The 14,642-nt window shown below is 60.9% G+C and carries 13 protein-coding genes and 1 riboswitch; of the genes, 6 read left to right on the top strand and 7 right to left on the bottom strand.

What is annotated here, in order from left to right:
* Positions 1–176: 176 nt before the first annotated feature.
* Entirely contained in the window at positions 177–1,430 is a 1,254-nt protein-coding gene (locus RE432_RS07770; protein ID WP_310932730.1) for a D-amino acid dehydrogenase, read from the top strand.
* Positions 1,431–1,466: 36 nt separating this feature from the next.
* On the opposite strand, the gene RE432_RS07765 is transcribed toward RE432_RS07770, so the two are convergent.
* Positions 1,467–2,204 carry a helix-turn-helix domain-containing protein gene (locus tag RE432_RS07765; RefSeq protein ID WP_310932728.1) on the bottom strand — a complete coding sequence of 246 codons (738 nt, stop codon included), beginning with the start codon at positions 2,202–2,204 and terminating at the stop codon, positions 1,467–1,469.
* A gap of 236 nt (positions 2,205–2,440) precedes the next feature.
* On the opposite strand from RE432_RS07765, the gene RE432_RS07760 reads away from it, so the two are divergent.
* Positions 2,441–2,875: a helix-turn-helix transcriptional regulator gene (locus RE432_RS07760; protein ID WP_310932727.1), complete on the top strand. Its 435-nt coding sequence runs from the start codon at positions 2,441–2,443 to the stop codon at positions 2,873–2,875.
* Positions 2,876–2,930: 55 nt separating this feature from the next.
* A riboswitch (TPP riboswitch) is annotated at positions 2,931–3,028 on the top strand.
* Positions 3,029–3,094: 66 nt separating this feature from the next.
* On the top strand, positions 3,095–5,008 hold the full coding sequence (gene thiC, locus RE432_RS07755; RefSeq protein WP_310932726.1) for a phosphomethylpyrimidine synthase ThiC: 1,914 nt from the start codon (positions 3,095–3,097) through the stop codon (positions 5,006–5,008).
* Positions 5,009–5,185: 177 nt separating this feature from the next.
* On the opposite strand, the gene RE432_RS07750 is transcribed toward thiC, so the two are convergent.
* The 6 genes from RE432_RS07750 to RE432_RS07725 form a co-directional block, all read right to left on the bottom strand.
* Positions 5,186–5,803 (bottom strand): OmpA family protein, encoded by a 618-nt coding sequence (locus tag RE432_RS07750; protein ID WP_310933063.1) that lies wholly within the window; start codon positions 5,801–5,803, stop codon positions 5,186–5,188.
* 230 nt (positions 5,804–6,033) lie between these two features.
* Complete coding sequence (locus tag RE432_RS07745) at positions 6,034–7,038, bottom strand: Bug family tripartite tricarboxylate transporter substrate binding protein (protein ID WP_409079824.1); 1,005 nt, start codon at positions 7,036–7,038, stop codon at positions 6,034–6,036.
* A 55-nt stretch (positions 7,039–7,093) separates the two neighbouring features.
* A complete protein-coding gene (locus RE432_RS07740) occupies positions 7,094–7,834 on the bottom strand; it encodes an amino acid ABC transporter ATP-binding protein (RefSeq protein ID WP_310932725.1) in 741 nt (246 codons plus the stop codon).
* Positions 7,835–7,888: 54 nt separating this feature from the next.
* Positions 7,889–8,986: an amino acid ABC transporter permease gene (locus RE432_RS07735; RefSeq protein ID WP_310932724.1), complete on the bottom strand. Its 1,098-nt coding sequence runs from the start codon at positions 8,984–8,986 to the stop codon at positions 7,889–7,891.
* Complete coding sequence (locus RE432_RS07730) at positions 8,987–10,171, bottom strand: amino acid ABC transporter permease (protein ID WP_310932723.1); 1,185 nt, start codon at positions 10,169–10,171, stop codon at positions 8,987–8,989. It lies immediately after the preceding gene.
* Between the two features lie 96 nt (positions 10,172–10,267).
* Complete coding sequence (locus RE432_RS07725; RefSeq protein ID WP_310932722.1) at positions 10,268–11,284, bottom strand: amino acid ABC transporter substrate-binding protein; 1,017 nt, start codon at positions 11,282–11,284, stop codon at positions 10,268–10,270.
* 175 nt (positions 11,285–11,459) lie between these two features.
* Here RE432_RS07725 and RE432_RS07720 point away from each other — a divergent pair, with 175 nt between their 5' ends.
* The 3 genes from RE432_RS07720 to mutY are packed head-to-tail and all read left to right on the top strand — an operon-like array spanning position 11,460 to position 14,112.
* Positions 11,460–12,131 (top strand): ATP-binding cassette domain-containing protein, encoded by a 672-nt coding sequence (locus RE432_RS07720; RefSeq protein ID WP_310932721.1) that lies wholly within the window; start codon positions 11,460–11,462, stop codon positions 12,129–12,131.
* A complete protein-coding gene (locus RE432_RS07715) occupies positions 12,128–13,036 on the top strand; it encodes an ABC transporter permease (protein ID WP_310932719.1) in 909 nt (302 codons plus the stop codon). The genes RE432_RS07720 and RE432_RS07715 overlap by 4 nt, the downstream gene beginning before the upstream one ends.
* A complete protein-coding gene (gene mutY / locus RE432_RS07710; RefSeq protein WP_310932718.1) occupies positions 13,036–14,112 on the top strand; it encodes an A/G-specific adenine glycosylase in 1,077 nt (358 codons plus the stop codon). The genes RE432_RS07715 and mutY overlap by 1 nt, the downstream gene beginning before the upstream one ends.
* The last annotated feature ends 530 nt before the right edge of the window (positions 14,113–14,642 follow it).

Below are 14,642 nucleotides of genomic sequence, written 5' to 3'. Positions count from 1 at the left end.
CTTGATGATCCGAAGGCGATTAACGGGCCCAACCCTTTGCTTCAGCAATTATTGCTGAAATCGTCTTATCGCGCCCGGCGAACAGGACAAAACACTGAAAAACGGAATTCTTTGCAAAAAAATGCTGGTCAAGCTGCCTTACCATCCTTGAATTACACCAGAATTTCCGGGATCAAATGAAAATCATCGTTCTAGGGGCGGGCGCGGTCGGCGTCAGCAGTGCCTACTACCTGGCCAGGCAGGGCCATGAAGTGACCGTCATCGAGCGACTGGCGGGCCCCGCGCTTGAAACCAGCTTTGCCAATGCCGGACAAGTCTCCTATGGCTACTCCAGCCCGTGGGCGGCACCGGGCGTACCGCTCAAAGCGATCAAATGGATGTTTGCCAAGCATCCCCCGCTGACTATCCGCCCCGACGGCACCCTGTTCCAGCTGCAGTGGATCTTCAATATGTGGCGCAACTGCAGCGCCAGCCGCTACGCCATCAACAAAGAGCGCATGGTCAGGCTGTCGGGCTATAGCCGCGTCTGCCTTGAAGCATTGCGCAACGACATCGGCATTCAATACGAAGGACGGCGCCAGGGCACTTTGCAAGTGTTTCGGACCCAGCAGCAACTGGATGCCGTCGGCCAGGACATCAACGTGCTGAGCGATGCGGGCATCCGCTACGAGCTGCTGGGCCGCGACCAACTCGAACAGGCCGAGCCCGCGCTGGCGCGCACGAAAGACAAGCTGGTGGGCGGGCTGCGCCTGCCCGACGACGAAACGGGCGACTGCAACCTGTTCACCACGCGCCTGGCCGCCGAAGCGGAAAAGCTGGGCGTGACCTTCCGCTACGGCACCACCATCAAGCATGTGCATGTGGACGGCTCGAAAGTGTCGGGCGTGGAAACCGATGCCGGCCTGCTGACCGCCGACGCCTATGTGATGGCGCTGGGGTCGTGGTCGACACCATTGCTCCGGCACATCGGCAAGCTGCCGGTTTATCCCTTGAAAGGCTATTCGATTACGGTTCCCATCGCCGATGAACGCTGCGCACCCGTCTCGACGCTGCTGGACGAAAGCTACAAAATAGCCGTGACGCGCTTTGACGGCCGGATACGGGTTGGCGGCATGGCGGAAATCGTGGGGTTCGACAAAACGCTTGATGAAAGACGCCGCAAAACACTGGAACTGGTGCTGACCGACCTGTTCCCGGGCAGCTATACGCCGACAGATGTAGCGTTCTGGACCGGGCTGCGCCCCAAAACGCCGGACAGTACCCCGGTCGTCGGCCCGACTCGCCTGCCCAACCTGTTCCTGAACACGGGACACGGCACATTGGGCTGGACCATGGCCTGCGGCAGCGGCCAGTTGATTGCCGATATGGTGTCGGGCAAGCCCACCGCCATACGCAGCGACGATTTATCCATACACCGTTATCAATCCTGATCGGGCGGCGCAGCGGCATGCCGCGCCGCGGCAGCATCAGGTTGGCCCGGTAAACATATAACCCCAGTTATGCACCGACTTCAGCGGCATGGTCAGCCCGTGCGCGGTGAACTTTCGCCGCATGCGGCTGACCATCACCCCCAGGCGCCCCTGGTGGGTAGGGGCTTCCGACAGCGCATAGCCCGCATTGACGGCATCAATCAATTGGCGATGCGTGGCACGAAGATCGGGCGCGTTCAGTAACGCGGTCAGAAAAGCCCTTTCGCCCGTGGTCAGCGCAATGCGCACGCCGTCGGGGCTGACCAGCACCCAGGACTGCTCTTCCAGCGACCAGATGCCGCCGGAGGCGGGCGCCGCCGAGGCATCGGCATCAGGCACGGCGCCCGCGCGCGCCATCAGGCGAAACAGAATGGCCCCCAGCAATGCCGGGGAAGCATTGCGTGCGAAGCAATTATCGACCCCGCTTTGCAGAGACAGTATGGCGTCGGTTTCCGGCGCCGGATCGACGATGGCGACAATGCCCGCGCCCGCGTGCAGCGTACGCAGATAGGTGGCCGCCGCACAGTTTTCCGTCAGCGTGCCTGACAGTATGGCCACTGGCGGCGCGTGGGTCGACGCGCTGGTGAGTATGTATTGATGCAACGCCAGAACATCTGTACAGCGCAGCACCTGAAAGCCCTGTGCCTGCAGCCCTGCGATTGTTTTATTACGTACCGCGGTAAGCGCTGCATTGGCCTTGGGCGCAAAAAATGAAACAGACAGATTTGGTTTCATGGCATGGCCCCGGTGAAGTGTCGACAAGCCTTCTTCAATAGGAGATAAACGCGCAACATAAGTGCCTGTAAACCCAGGAAGGCGAAGGCCGCAGGGGCTTCATGCTCCTGGCCGGGCCCCGCAAGCCGTCGTCAACTATTGTGCACTTGTTTCGCATAAATTTGTTAATTTCTTGTATATCTATTTACCGAAATTTACATTAGATTATCACGTTTGCAATTAGCATTATTACCACTGTGATTGACTTACATCGTTCAATCACAAACGTGAACCACTTTGCCGATCGTCTTCGTCATGCGCGAACCCTGCGCCAAATGAGCCAGGCAGCCCTTGCCCGGGCTTGCGGGTTATCGCAAGGCGCTATCGCGAACTACGAAAACAAAAACCGCCAGAGCGCCAAGGAGATTTTCCGGTTGGCGGAGGTGCTGGCCGTGAACCCAATATGGCTGGGCATGGGCACCGGCCCCATGGAAGTGGCTGAATCACCCATCGAAACACATTTGACATACCGGGTGACTGATCACAGCCCTCCGGCCCGGCAAGGCCTGTGGCCATTCGCCAGCGTGCCGCCCGAGCTGTATTGGTCGTTGCGCCTTGAGGAACGCCAACTGATTGAAAACGCGGTGGCCAGCCTGATCCAGTCGCTGCGCAATAAATCCGGCGGGTCCTGACAACCGGACCGCCGTCGGTCCGGCCCTGACAAGTTCCAGCCAAGGCTCTATACTTGCATCCACGCAGGGGTACTCGTTGCTTGCAACGGGTTGAGAAAAACCCTTCGTACCAGTACGGATAATGCCGATGCTGGGAGCGCACTGTCCGACATCCATCAGCCGATGTCGGCAAGACTATCCCTATCTATCGGCTCCATGGACTACTTTTTGGAGCATGCCTTGACCACACACTCGCCGTTTTCGGCCGCCACCGCCGCCGCCGACATCAACGCCATCACCCCCCTTCCCCAATCCCGCAAGGTGTACCAGACCGGCTCCCGGCCTGACCTGCGGGTGCCATTCCGGGAAGTCCAGCAAAGCGATACACCTTCTACTTTCGGCGGCGAGGCCAACCCGCCACTGACCATTTACGATACCAGCGGCCCCTACACCGATCCGGCGGCCCGCATAGACATCCGCAAAGGCTTGCCGCCGCTCAGGCTGGCCTGGATACAAGAGCGGGGCGACACACAGGAACTCGCAGGACCCAGCAGCGAATATGGATCGAGCCGGCAGCACGACGCCAAGCTGGCCGCCATGCGGTTTGAACTGCGCCGCAAACCGCGCCGCGCCACCGGCGGAGCCAACGTCACCCAGATGCACTATGCCCGTCGCGGCATCATCACGCCCGAGATGGAATTTGTGGCCATCCGCGAGAATCTACGGCGCGAGCACACCCTGCAGACCCTGCTGTCCAGCGGTCCGAACGGCGCGAAGCTGGCGGAACGGCTGCTGCGCCGGCATCCCGGACAAGCATTCGGCGCGGCCATTCCGGCCACCATCAGCCCCGAGTTCGTCCGCAATGAAATCGCGCAAGGACGGGCCATCCTGCCCGCCAACATCAACCATCCTGAACTGGAGCCCATGGCCATAGGCCGTCATTTTCTGGTCAAGGTCAATGCCAATATCGGGAATTCCGCCCTGAGCTCGGGAATCAGCGAAGAGGTCGAGAAAATGACCTGGGCCATACGCTGGGGCGGCGACACCGTCATGGACCTGTCCACCGGCAAGAACATTCATGAAACGCGCGAATGGATCATACGCAACTCACCCGTCCCGATCGGGACGGTGCCCATTTACCAGGCGCTGGAAAAGGTAGACGGCAAGGCCGAGGCGCTGAGCTGGGCCATTTTCCGCGACACGCTCATCGAGCAGGCCGAGCAAGGCGTGGATTACTTCACCATCCATGCCGGTGTGCGCCTGCCTTTCATTCCCATGACGGCCAACCGCATGACGGGCATCGTCTCGCGGGGCGGCTCCATCATGGCCAAATGGTGCCTGGCCCACCATAAAGAAAGCTTTCTGTACGAACACTTCGAAGACATCTGCGACATCATGAAGGCGTATGACGTCAGTTTCTCGCTGGGCGACGGCCTGCGGCCCGGATCAGGCTACGATGCCAACGATGAAGCACAATTCGCCGAACTGAAAACCCTGGGGGCGCTGACGCAGATTGCCTGGAAGCATGATGTGCAGGTGATGATAGAAGGGCCGGGGCATGTACCCATGCACCTGATCAAGGAAAACATGGACATGCAGCTGGAGCATTGCCACGAGGCGCCTTTTTATACGCTGGGACCGCTGACCACGGACATCGCGCCGGGCTACGATCATATTACCTCGGGTATTGGGGCCGCCCTGATAGGCTGGTACGGCACGGCCATGCTCTGCTATGTCACCCCCAAGGAGCATCTTGGACTGCCCAACAAGAAAGACGTCAAGGACGGCATCATTACCTACAAGATCGCCGCTCATGCCGCCGACCTGGCCAAAGGCCATCCCAGCGCAGCCATCCGCGATAATGCACTGTCCAAGGCACGGTTCGAGTTTCGCTGGGAAGATCAGTTCAACCTGGGCCTGGACCCAGACACAGCGCGCGACTTCCATGACGAGACCCTGCCCAAGGATTCGATGAAATCAGCGCATTTCTGCTCGATGTGCGGGCCGCATTTTTGCAGCATGAAGATCACGCAAGACGTGCGCGCGTATGCCGATGCCCAGGGCCTGGACCCCGAGCAGGCCCTGCAGAACGGCCTGCAGGAAAAAGCAGCGGAGTTTCGGAGCAAGGGCGGCGTCATTTACCATCAGGCCTGACGCCGGCGGGGTGCTTTTTGCCTTGGGGCGGCCCAGCGGCAAAAATAATGCCCCCGCGCTGCGCAGGCTGTGCCTGCTTGCTGCCCCCCCAAGGGGGGGCTTTTTGCCTTGGGGCGGCCCGGCGGCAAAAAAAGGGGCGGCCAATGAGCCGCCCCGGTTATCTGCTGAACGAGCCGTTTACTGTTGCACGGCGTACAGATAGAGTTCAACGCGGCGGTTCATCGCGCGGCCTTCGGCCGTCGCGTTATCCCCAACCGGGTTGTTCGGGCCACGCCCTTCGGCCGTCAGGTTGCCCACGGGAACGCCTTGCTGCGACAGATAGTTGGCCACTGCGCGCGCGCGGTTGACCGACAGCGTCTGGTTGGTCGCATCCGAGCCGGTGCTGTCGGTGTAGCCGATGGATTTGGCGCGCAATTCAGGATGCTGGACCAGCGCGCGGGCCACACTGTCGAGCACCGGCAGCAAGGCCGGCTTGAGCGCATATTTGCCGGTATCGAACGACACATTGCTTGGGATATTCACACGCAAGGTGCCGTCGGGCATTTCGGTCACGTCCACACCCAGGCTGGATGCGCCCGATTTTTCGACATCGTTCTTGACGCTTTTCCAGTTATAGCCGGCGATGCCGCCTGCGACGGCGCCAATACCGGCGCCGATAGCGGCCGCCTTGCTGCTGTCGCCGATCAAGGCCCCCAAGCCCGCGCCGACCGCGGCGCCGGCGCCTGCCCCGACGGCCGTCTTGCCGCCCGTACCCATCTCGTTCATATTGGCACAACCGGCCACCAACGCAACCATGGCAACCAGGGTGGTCATTCGCCCAGCACGCATAGATACTTTCATGTAATTCTCCTTGATTCTTGTCTAAGCAGCTGATGACTGCTGCCGCTTATCCTAGCAAGCGGCACTATCCAGGAGTGTTACATTTTGGTTCAGCGAGTGATGATTTGACTGTTGTTGACATTGGCGGCGGCCAAAAAAAAGCGGGCATGCGCGCCCGCTGGATTACACCCCCGAATACGGGGCGCTTAGAATAGTTTCGCGCCCGAGACTTCGACGATTTCCTTGTACTTGGCCAGATCGTTCTTGACCAGCTCGCCCAGCACCTCTGGCGTGGTGGGCTCGGTGTCGGAACCCATGGTCAGCAGATTCTTGCGCACGGCCGGGTCCTTCAGGGCCTTGACATAGGCGGCATTGAGCTTGTCGATGACCGCCGCGGGCGTGCCGCCGGTGGTGAACACGCCAAACCAGGTGCCCAGGTCGAAATTGCTGACGCCCTCTTGCTCCATGGTGGGCAATTGGGGGAAGACGGAAGACCGCCCGGTGGTCGTCACGGCCAGCGCCTTGACTTTGTTGTCGGTGATCAGCGAGGCCGCCGACGCCAGGTTGTCGAACATGAAATTGATCTGCCCCGCCAGCAATGCCAGCTTGGCGGGCGCCGCCCCGGCATAGGGAACATGCACCGTCTTGACGCCGGCACGCACGTTAAGCAGTTCACCGGCCAGATGGCCTGCGCTGCCATTGCCGCCAGAACCGAAGTTCAGCAGATCCGGGTTCTTTTTGGCGTAGGCAATCAGGTCCTGCACCGAATTGATGTTGTTGCCGGAGGCGAATTCGCTGTTCAGGATCAGCACGTTGGGCACCGAGGCCACCAGGGTGACAGGCGCAAAGCTGTTGACCGGATCGAAGGGCAGTTTTTCGTACAGCCAGGGGTTGATGGCATTGATGGCCACCGCCCCCATCACCAGCGTATAGCCGTCGGGCTTGGCCTTGGCGGCAATGCTGGCGCCGATGTTCCCACCCGCGCCTGGCTTGTTCTCGACAATGACGGTGCCCAGGTCGTCCTTGACCTTTTCGGCAAGCAGGCGCGCCATGCCGTCGAGCGGGCCGCCGGCCGCATAAGGCACGATGAACTGGATGGGCTTGGACGGGAAATCATCTTCCGCCGCCGCGGGCGCGGCAACCATGGAAAGGGCCAGGCACGCGGCAAGCGCGCCGGCAGCGGACGTGAGGGTTTTCAGGCCGGACAACATATGTAGCACCTTGTCATGAATAAACAAAAGCATAACCGTACACCAATTCGAGACCCTAGTGCAGGATCTGGCTTAAAAACAGCTTGGTACGTTCGTTTTGCGGATTGTCGAAGAACGCGTCAGGCGTATTTTCTTCGATGATCTCGCCCTGGTCCATGAAAATCACCCGATCGGCCACTTTGCGTGCAAAGCCCATTTCGTGGGTCACGCACAGCATCGTCATGCCGCTTTCCTCGGCCAGGCTGACCATGACGTCCAGCACTTCCTTGACCATTTCCGGATCCAGCGCAGAAGTCGGCTCGTCGAACAGCATGATCTTGGGGCTCATGCACAGGGACCGGGCAATCGCCACGCGTTGTTGCTGCCCGCCCGACAACTGGCCCGGAAACTTGCCGGCCTGTTCCGGAATGCGCACACGCTCCAGGTATTTCATGGCGGTGGCCTCGGCTTCGGCCTTGGACTTTTTCAGCACCCAGATCGGGCCCAATGTCAGGTTCTCAAGCACCGTCAGGTGCGGGAACAGATTGAAGTGCTGAAACACCATGCCGACATCGCGCCGTATGGTTTCGATCTGCTTCAAGTCATTGGTCAGCTCGGTGCCGTCTACGACGATGCTGCCCTGCTGGTGTTCTTCCAGCCGGTTGATGCAGCGGATCATGGTCGACTTTCCCGACCCCGAGGGGCCGCAAATGACGATGCGTTCGCTGGGCGCAACATTCAGGTTGATGTTGCGCAGCACATGAAACTGACCGTACCACTTATTGACATCCGCCATGCGAATAATGGCTTCTGGCATGTCTGTACTCCCTTGTTGTCGCTGCGCCTGCGGGCATTGCAGGCGCCGTATTGATTACCGCTGGTGCCCCGTCTGCAAGTGTTTTTCGAGCGATTGGCTATAGCGGGAAATCGAATAGCAAAAAATGAAATAGATGAAGGCGATGAAGAGATAGGCTTCCGTGCTGAAACCGCGCCACGCCGCGTCGGCCACGGCTGTTTTCGCCGCCTGGGTAAGATCGAAAATGCCGATGATGACCACCAGCGACGTGTCTTTGAACAGCGAAATGAAAATCCCCACCAGCGGCGGAATAACGACCTTCAGGGCCTGCGGCAGAATGATCTTGCGCATTTGCTGCCAGTAGCTCAGGCCGATGGAATCGGCGCCTTCGTACTGGCCTTTGGGGATGGCCTGCAGGCCCCCGCGCACCGTCTCGGCGATGTAGGCCGCCGCAAACAGAATGATGGCGATCTGCGCCCGCAAGAGCTTGTCGATGCTGAAGCCCTCGGGCAGGAACAAAGGCAGCATGACCGACGACATGAACAGCAGGCTGATCAACGGCACGCCGCGTATCAGCTCGATATACACGACGCACAAGGCCTTGACCGCCGGCATGTGCGAGCGGCGGCCCAGGGCCAGCAGCAGGCCGAAAGGAAAGGCGGCCGCAATGCCGAAGGTCGCCAGGATCAGCGTCAGCGGCAGGCCGCCCCAGCGGGCGTTCTCGACATAGGTCAGGCCGAACACGCCGCCCCACATCAGCACGCCCACAAGCGTGAGCGCAACCAGCCATATCAAGCCCAGGAAAGGCTTCCAGAACCAGCGTATGCAGCTGCAGACAATGACCGCGATCAGGATGATGCTGGCCAGCAAGGGCCGCCACTGCTCATCGTAGGGATAGATGCCGAACAGGATCAGGCGATGCTTTTCGGCGATGAACGCCCAGCAGGCGCCGCCTGACGCCCGGCACTCCTGGGCGTTCTGGGCGCTGAAATTGGCCCGTATGAACAGCCACTCGATCAGGGCGGGCACCGACATGAGCAGCAGCCAGGCCACCAGGACGGTCAGCAGCGTGTTCAGCGGCGAAGAAAACAGGCTGGCGCGCATCCAGCCCAGCACCCCTTGATGGGCGTGGGGCGGCGGCAGGCTGCGCGAGGCAGCGGAGTCAACACTCATTTAGCGCTCCACCAGCGCAATGCGCTTGTTGTACCAGTTCATGAAGATCGAGATGGACAGGCTGACGGTCAGGTATGCCGCCATGATGATCAATATGCCTTCGATGGCCTGGCCGGTTTGATTGAGCGTGGTATTGACCACCGACACGATGTCGGGGTAGCCAATGGCCACGGCCAGGGAACTGTTTTTGGTGAGATTGAGGTATTGGCTGGTCATGGGCGGGACGATGACCCGCAACGCCTGCGGCAGGATGACCAGGCGCAGCAGGCGCCGGCGCGGCAGGCCGATGGCCTCGGCGGCCTCCCATTGCCCCTGGCTGACCGACTGTATGCCGGACCGTACGACTTCGGCAACGAATGCCGAGGTATAAATAATGAGCCCCGCAAGCAAGGCTGCAAACTCCGGCGACAGGGAAATGCCGCCAACGAAATTGAACCCTTTCAGGGCGGGCACATCGAGCGTGAGCGAGGCCCCGCTAAGCAGCCACCCCGCCGCGGGCAGGACAACCAGCAAACCGGCCGCGACGCGGGCAAACGGAAAAATCTGCCCGGTGGACTCCTGGCGTTTCCTGGCCCAATGGCCCAGCACCAGGATAGCGACAATGGCCACGCCCAGGCCGGCGAAGATCCAGTCGAGCGCATCGCCCTGCAACGAGGGTATCTTCAGGCCGCGATTGGAAATGAATACGCCGGGCACCGGGTTGAGCGCATCGCGCGGCCCCGGCATGACCTCGGTAATGATGGCGTACCAGAAGAACAGTTGCAGCAGCAGCGGTACATTGCGCATGACTTCGACGTAGGCGCTGGCCACGCGCGACACCAGCCAGTTCTTGGATAATCGGGCAATGCCAAGCAGCGTACCGAACAAGGTGGCTGCAATAATGCCCACGATCGACACGCGCAGCGTATTCAGTATGCCCACCCAGATAGCTCGGCCGTAGGTGTCGGCAGGTGTGTAGCCGATGACCGACTCGCCAATGGCAAAACCGGCTTCGCGATGCAGAAAACCGAAGCCGGTCGAGATGTTGCGCACTGCCAGATTATGCAAGGTATTGCTGACCAGGTACCAGACCCCCAGGCCGACAATCCCCAGCACAAGCACCTGGTAGATCAGCGATCGGACGCCTGGATCGTTCCAGGACAGCCGCCGCTTCGGTGCTTGGGGTAAAAGTGTTTTATTCGTCATAGAAATTGAATCGTTTGGGGCGCCAGACGCAGCGCCCCTTTGCTCGAAGGCCAGGCCGGGCATGCCGCCCGGCCCTGTTACTGGCCGTTTCGATGCTTAGCGGATGGGCCAGCCGTACATCAGGCCGCCATCGCGCCACTGAGCATTAATGCCACGCTCGAGCTTCATGGCCGAGCCGGCGCCGATGTTGCGCTCGAACGATTCGCCATAGTTGCCCACCTGCTTGATGATGTTGTAGGCCCACTTGTTGTCCAGCCCCAGGCCTTTGCCCATTTCGCCCGTCACACCCAGAATGCGCTGGATATTGGGGTTGGGGCTCTTCAGCATGTCGTCGACATTCTTGGACGTGATGCCGTACTCTTCCGCCTCGAGCATGGTGTTGAGCGTCCAGCGCACCACCATGAACCAGGGGTCGTCGCCCTGGCGCACCATGGGGCCCAGCGGCTCTTTGGAAAAGTCTTCAGGCAGAATCAGGTGATCGTCGGGTTTTTCCAGCGTGGTGCGGATGGTTGCCAGGCCCGATTTGTCGGTCGTGAAGGCATCGCAGCGGCCGGCCACATAAGAACGCATGGCTTCGTCGGGGCTGTTGATCACGACCGGCTTGAATTCAAGATTGTTGGAACGGAACCAGTCGGCCAGGTTCAGTTCGGTGGTCGTGCCCGGCTGTACGCAGATCGCGGCGCCGCTCAGCTCTTTGGCGCTCTTGACGCCCAGCTCTTTGCTGACCATGATGCCCTGACTGTCGTAATAGTTCACGCCCGCGCTCATGAGGCCCAGGGTGGTGTCGCGCGTCATGGTGGCTGTGGTGTTGCGCGTGAGCACATCGATTTCGCCCGACTGCAGCGCGGTAAAGCGCTGCTGCGTGGTCACGGCGGTGGTCTTGAACTTGGTCGCGTCGCCAAACATCATGGCGGCAATCCCTTTGCACAGGTCGACATCGATACCGCTCCATTCGCCCTTGCTGTCTGCAATCGAAAAGCCGGGCAGGCCAGTATGCGTTCCGCACTGCACAAAACCTTTTTTCTTCACGCTATCGAAAGTTTCGCCGGCATGCGATGCGGCTGCAATGAAAAACAGTGAAGCGCCGAGCGCGGCTGCCTTAATTAGTTTCATGGTTGACCTTTCCGTTTCAGTTCGAATTGATGTTCACGGCTTACAATCACTATTGCGCCGTCAGCGAACGAATCGTAGCTGCTGCCTATCATTAACAACATGGGGGATATCCCTCGTGACATGCCTTGTAACACCCGATAGATTTCATTAAAAAGACCCCGATTTTTATTACCTCATGATCGAATTTCAGCATGTGTTCAAGTCATATGGCCGCAGCCGGAACATTCTGGCTGACATCAACTTTCGCATCGAGCCGGGCGAGTTTGTGTTCGTGTCGGGCCCGTCGGGCGCCGGCAAGTCCACATTGCTGAAGCTGATCGGGGGGCTGGAACCGCCCAGCCGAGGATCGGTGCACGTGAACGGACACCGCATCGACAAGATGCCGGGCCGTGCCCGCCCTTATCTGCGGCGGGCGGTGGGCGTCATTTTGCAGGACATGCACCTTCTGTACGACCGCAATGCCGTCAACAATGTCCTGCTGCCGCTGGCCGTCACTGGGCTGGACACGCGGCTGGCCGGCACGCGGGCGCGCGCCGCCATGGAAAAGGTCGGCCTGTCGGGCAAGGAAGATCTGAATCCCATCGAAATGTCGGGCGGAGAACAGCAGCGCCTGGCCATCGCCCGCGCCATCGTGAACCGCCCCGCCATCCTGATCGCCGACGAACCCACCGCCAACCTGGATGAAGAAAGCGCGCGCAAGATCATGGAGGTCTTCCGGGATTTCAACCGGGTCGGTGTCACCACGCTGATCGCCTCGCACGATCGCGCGTTGATGGCGGCGTACGCCTCGCGTACCCTGCGCATCGACGCGGGCCGGTTTTCCGACACGCAAGGAGTCCACCCATGAGGCGCTGGCTGCGACAACATCGTTACGCCCTGCTGGTGGCCATACGCCGCCTGCTGGCCCAACCCTTTTCTTCGCTGGCCAACATTCTGGTCATCGGCCTGACCCTGGCCATTCCCATTATCGCCGCGTCGGTACTGGTGTCGGCCCAGCCCATTGCCCGGCAAATACCGGTGTCCCCCGAACTCACCCTGTTCCTGAATCCCTCGACCACGCAGGACGACGCCAGGCGCCTGGCGGACCAGTTGCGAAGCGAACATGCCCAGGCCGTCCTGGACGCCAGCGTGGTCACGCGCGAACAGGCGCTGGAAACCCTGCAGGCCAATCCCTCATGGAGCGATGCCCTGGCCGTCCTGCCCGGCAACCCCCTGCCCGACGCCCTTGTCGTCACCTTGCGCGACTCGCCCGAGCTGGCCCAACAAGCCAACGAGCTGGCACAGGCGTGGCGCCGTCTGGATCAGGTCGACTCGGTGCAGCTGGATAGCGATTGGGTCAGGCGGCTGGAGGCCATGCTTCGCTTCATCCGCATAGGCCTGGGCATGCTGGCCATTGGCGTGGCCGTAGTGGTGCTGGCCACGGTATTCAACACGGTGCGCATGCAGGCCTTGACCCAGCGCGAGGAAATCGGCGTTGCCCGCCTGGTAGGCGCGACCGAATCATTTGTCCGGCGTCCCTTCCTGTATCTGGGCGCCCTGACGGGCATCGTGGCCAGTGTGGTGGCCATCGGCCTGGCTGCGCTGTCGCTGCAGCCGCTCAATGCGGCGCTCGCCCGGCTGGCCAGCCAATACGGCACACAGTTTTCCCTGCAATTGCCCGACCCCCTGAGCCTGCTGCTGGCCATTGTCATCGTGGCGATACTGGCCGCCTTGTCGGCACGCTGGTCCGTCACGCGCAACACCCGGTTCTGATGCTGTTGAACAAAACCCCGCAGATCGCCGGCTTTGCCGGCACCATTACGGCCTGGCAGAAACAGCATGGCCGGCATCACCTGCCCTGGCAGGATACCCGCGATCCCTACCGGATATGGCTGTCGGAAATCATGCTGCAGCAAACGCAGGTTGCGACAGTCATCGGCTATTACCAGCGCTTCCTGTCGCGCTTTCCCGATATCGCTTCGTTGGCCGCGGCCAGCCAGGACGAGGTCATGCCATATTGGGCCGGGCTGGGCTACTACGCCCGGGCCCGCAATCTGCATCGCTGCGCGCAGGTGATCTGCGCCGACTGGGGCGGCCGCTTTCCCGGCAACGCAGACGATATCGCCACCCTGCCGGGTATCGGACGCTCAACGGCCGCCGCCATTGCCGCCTTCGCCTATGGCGAGCGCGGCCCCATCATGGACGGCAACGTAAAACGGGTTTTCACGCGTTACTTCGGCATCGAAGGCATCACCAGTGAACGCGCCACCGAACAAGCGCTGTGGCGCACAGCCGAAGCGGTGCTGGATGCCGCGCCCGACAGCCTGGACATGGTGGCCTACACCCAGGGCCTGATGGACCTGGGGTCGCAGTGCTGTACCCGCAGCAGGCCCGATTGCCTGCTGTGCCCGCTGCAGGACCGCTGCTATGCCCGGGCCCATGGACGGCAACATGAACTGCCGACGCCGCGAAAAAAGAAAGCCAGCCCCGAAAGGCACTGCCGGATGCTGGTCGCCCATTGCGGCGGCCATATTCTGCTGGAACAACAGGCCTCGCCCGGCATCTGGGGCGGCCTGTGGAGCCTGCCGCTCTATGACAGCGACGAAGATGTGCAGCACGCCTGTAGGCGATTGGGCGCCGGCCCGGCGGCGCAGAAGATGGCCGGCTTGCTGCACGTTTTCACGCATTTCAAGCTGCACATAGAACCCTGGTACATGCGTTGCGATGAAGCGCCTCTGACGGAAACGAGCCCAGCGCAACGCTGGATTGCGCTGGCCGACCTGCCCGCCACGGCCCTTCCGGCGCCTGTAAAGAAAATCCTGGCGGGGCTGTTTCCCGCTCCGGATTAGAAGGAGCTTGGGGCTGGCTGTTTACAGTGCGGCATGTGTAGCTGTGCGGCACATGTGCACAACAGCGCGGCATGTTTACAGCAGTGCGGGAAGATGTTGTCTGCTGCGGGCGGGGGCGGTCCGGCTACGGCGTGCTTATTTCCGCATCTTCCTCGTTCGGCCGGGCGTCGGGCGAACTCACTCGCTACGCTCGCTCAGACAACGCCCGACGACAGCCCCCGGCCTGCCTTCGGAAGCCTGCGGCGCACGCCTAACCGCCGGACCGCCCCCGCCCGCAGCAGCCAACCGCGGCATATGCCAGAAGTCAGCTTGGCCGCTTGATCGGATTGTTCATATAAAGGCTCATGTGGGAGGACACATAAAGGCTCATGCGGAGGTTTATATAGAAGCCTGCTTAAGTTAGAAGCTTGCATAAGACCTTCGATAAGGACTTAGATAACGGCTCACTTAGATCACGGCTAGCTTAAAAGCCCAAATAGGCATCCACATAGCCCCCTGCATAAAGGGTGAGGGCCCCCAACCTTCGCTCC

It is taken from the genome of Pusillimonas sp. SM2304 (genome assembly GCF_031628915.1).
GTDB lineage: Bacteria > Pseudomonadota > Gammaproteobacteria > Burkholderiales > Burkholderiaceae_B > Pusillimonas_C.
This window is presented reverse-complemented; position numbering and strand designations above follow the sequence as displayed.

Excerpts from the sequence above, each read along its gene's own strand:
- RE432_RS07715 (WP_310932719.1), top strand. The coding sequence starts at position 12,128 with ATGAGGCGCTGGCTGCGACAACATCGTTACGCCCTGCTGGTGGCCATA.
- RE432_RS07765 (WP_310932728.1), bottom strand. The coding sequence starts at position 2,204 with ATGAAACCAAATCTGTCTGTTTCATTTTTTGCGCCCAAGGCCAATGCA.
- RE432_RS07720 (WP_310932721.1), top strand. The coding sequence starts at position 11,460 with ATGATCGAATTTCAGCATGTGTTCAAGTCATATGGCCGCAGCCGGAAC.
- RE432_RS07740 (WP_310932725.1), bottom strand. The coding sequence starts at position 7,834 with ATGCCAGAAGCCATTATTCGCATGGCGGATGTCAATAAGTGGTACGGT.
- RE432_RS07750 (WP_310933063.1), bottom strand. The coding sequence starts at position 5,803 with ATGGTTGCGTTGGTGGCCGGTTGTGCCAATATGAACGAGATGGGTACG.
- RE432_RS07745 (WP_409079824.1), bottom strand. The coding sequence starts at position 7,038 with ATGTTGTCCGGCCTGAAAACCCTCACGTCCGCTGCCGGCGCGCTTGCC.
- RE432_RS07725 (WP_310932722.1), bottom strand. The coding sequence starts at position 11,284 with ATGAAACTAATTAAGGCAGCCGCGCTCGGCGCTTCACTGTTTTTCATT.
- mutY (WP_310932718.1), top strand. The coding sequence starts at position 13,036 with ATGCTGTTGAACAAAACCCCGCAGATCGCCGGCTTTGCCGGCACCATT.
- RE432_RS07735 (WP_310932724.1), bottom strand. The coding sequence starts at position 8,986 with ATGAGTGTTGACTCCGCTGCCTCGCGCAGCCTGCCGCCGCCCCACGCC.
- RE432_RS07730 (WP_310932723.1), bottom strand. The coding sequence starts at position 10,171 with ATGACGAATAAAACACTTTTACCCCAAGCACCGAAGCGGCGGCTGTCC.
- RE432_RS07770 (WP_310932730.1), top strand. The coding sequence starts at position 177 with ATGAAAATCATCGTTCTAGGGGCGGGCGCGGTCGGCGTCAGCAGTGCC.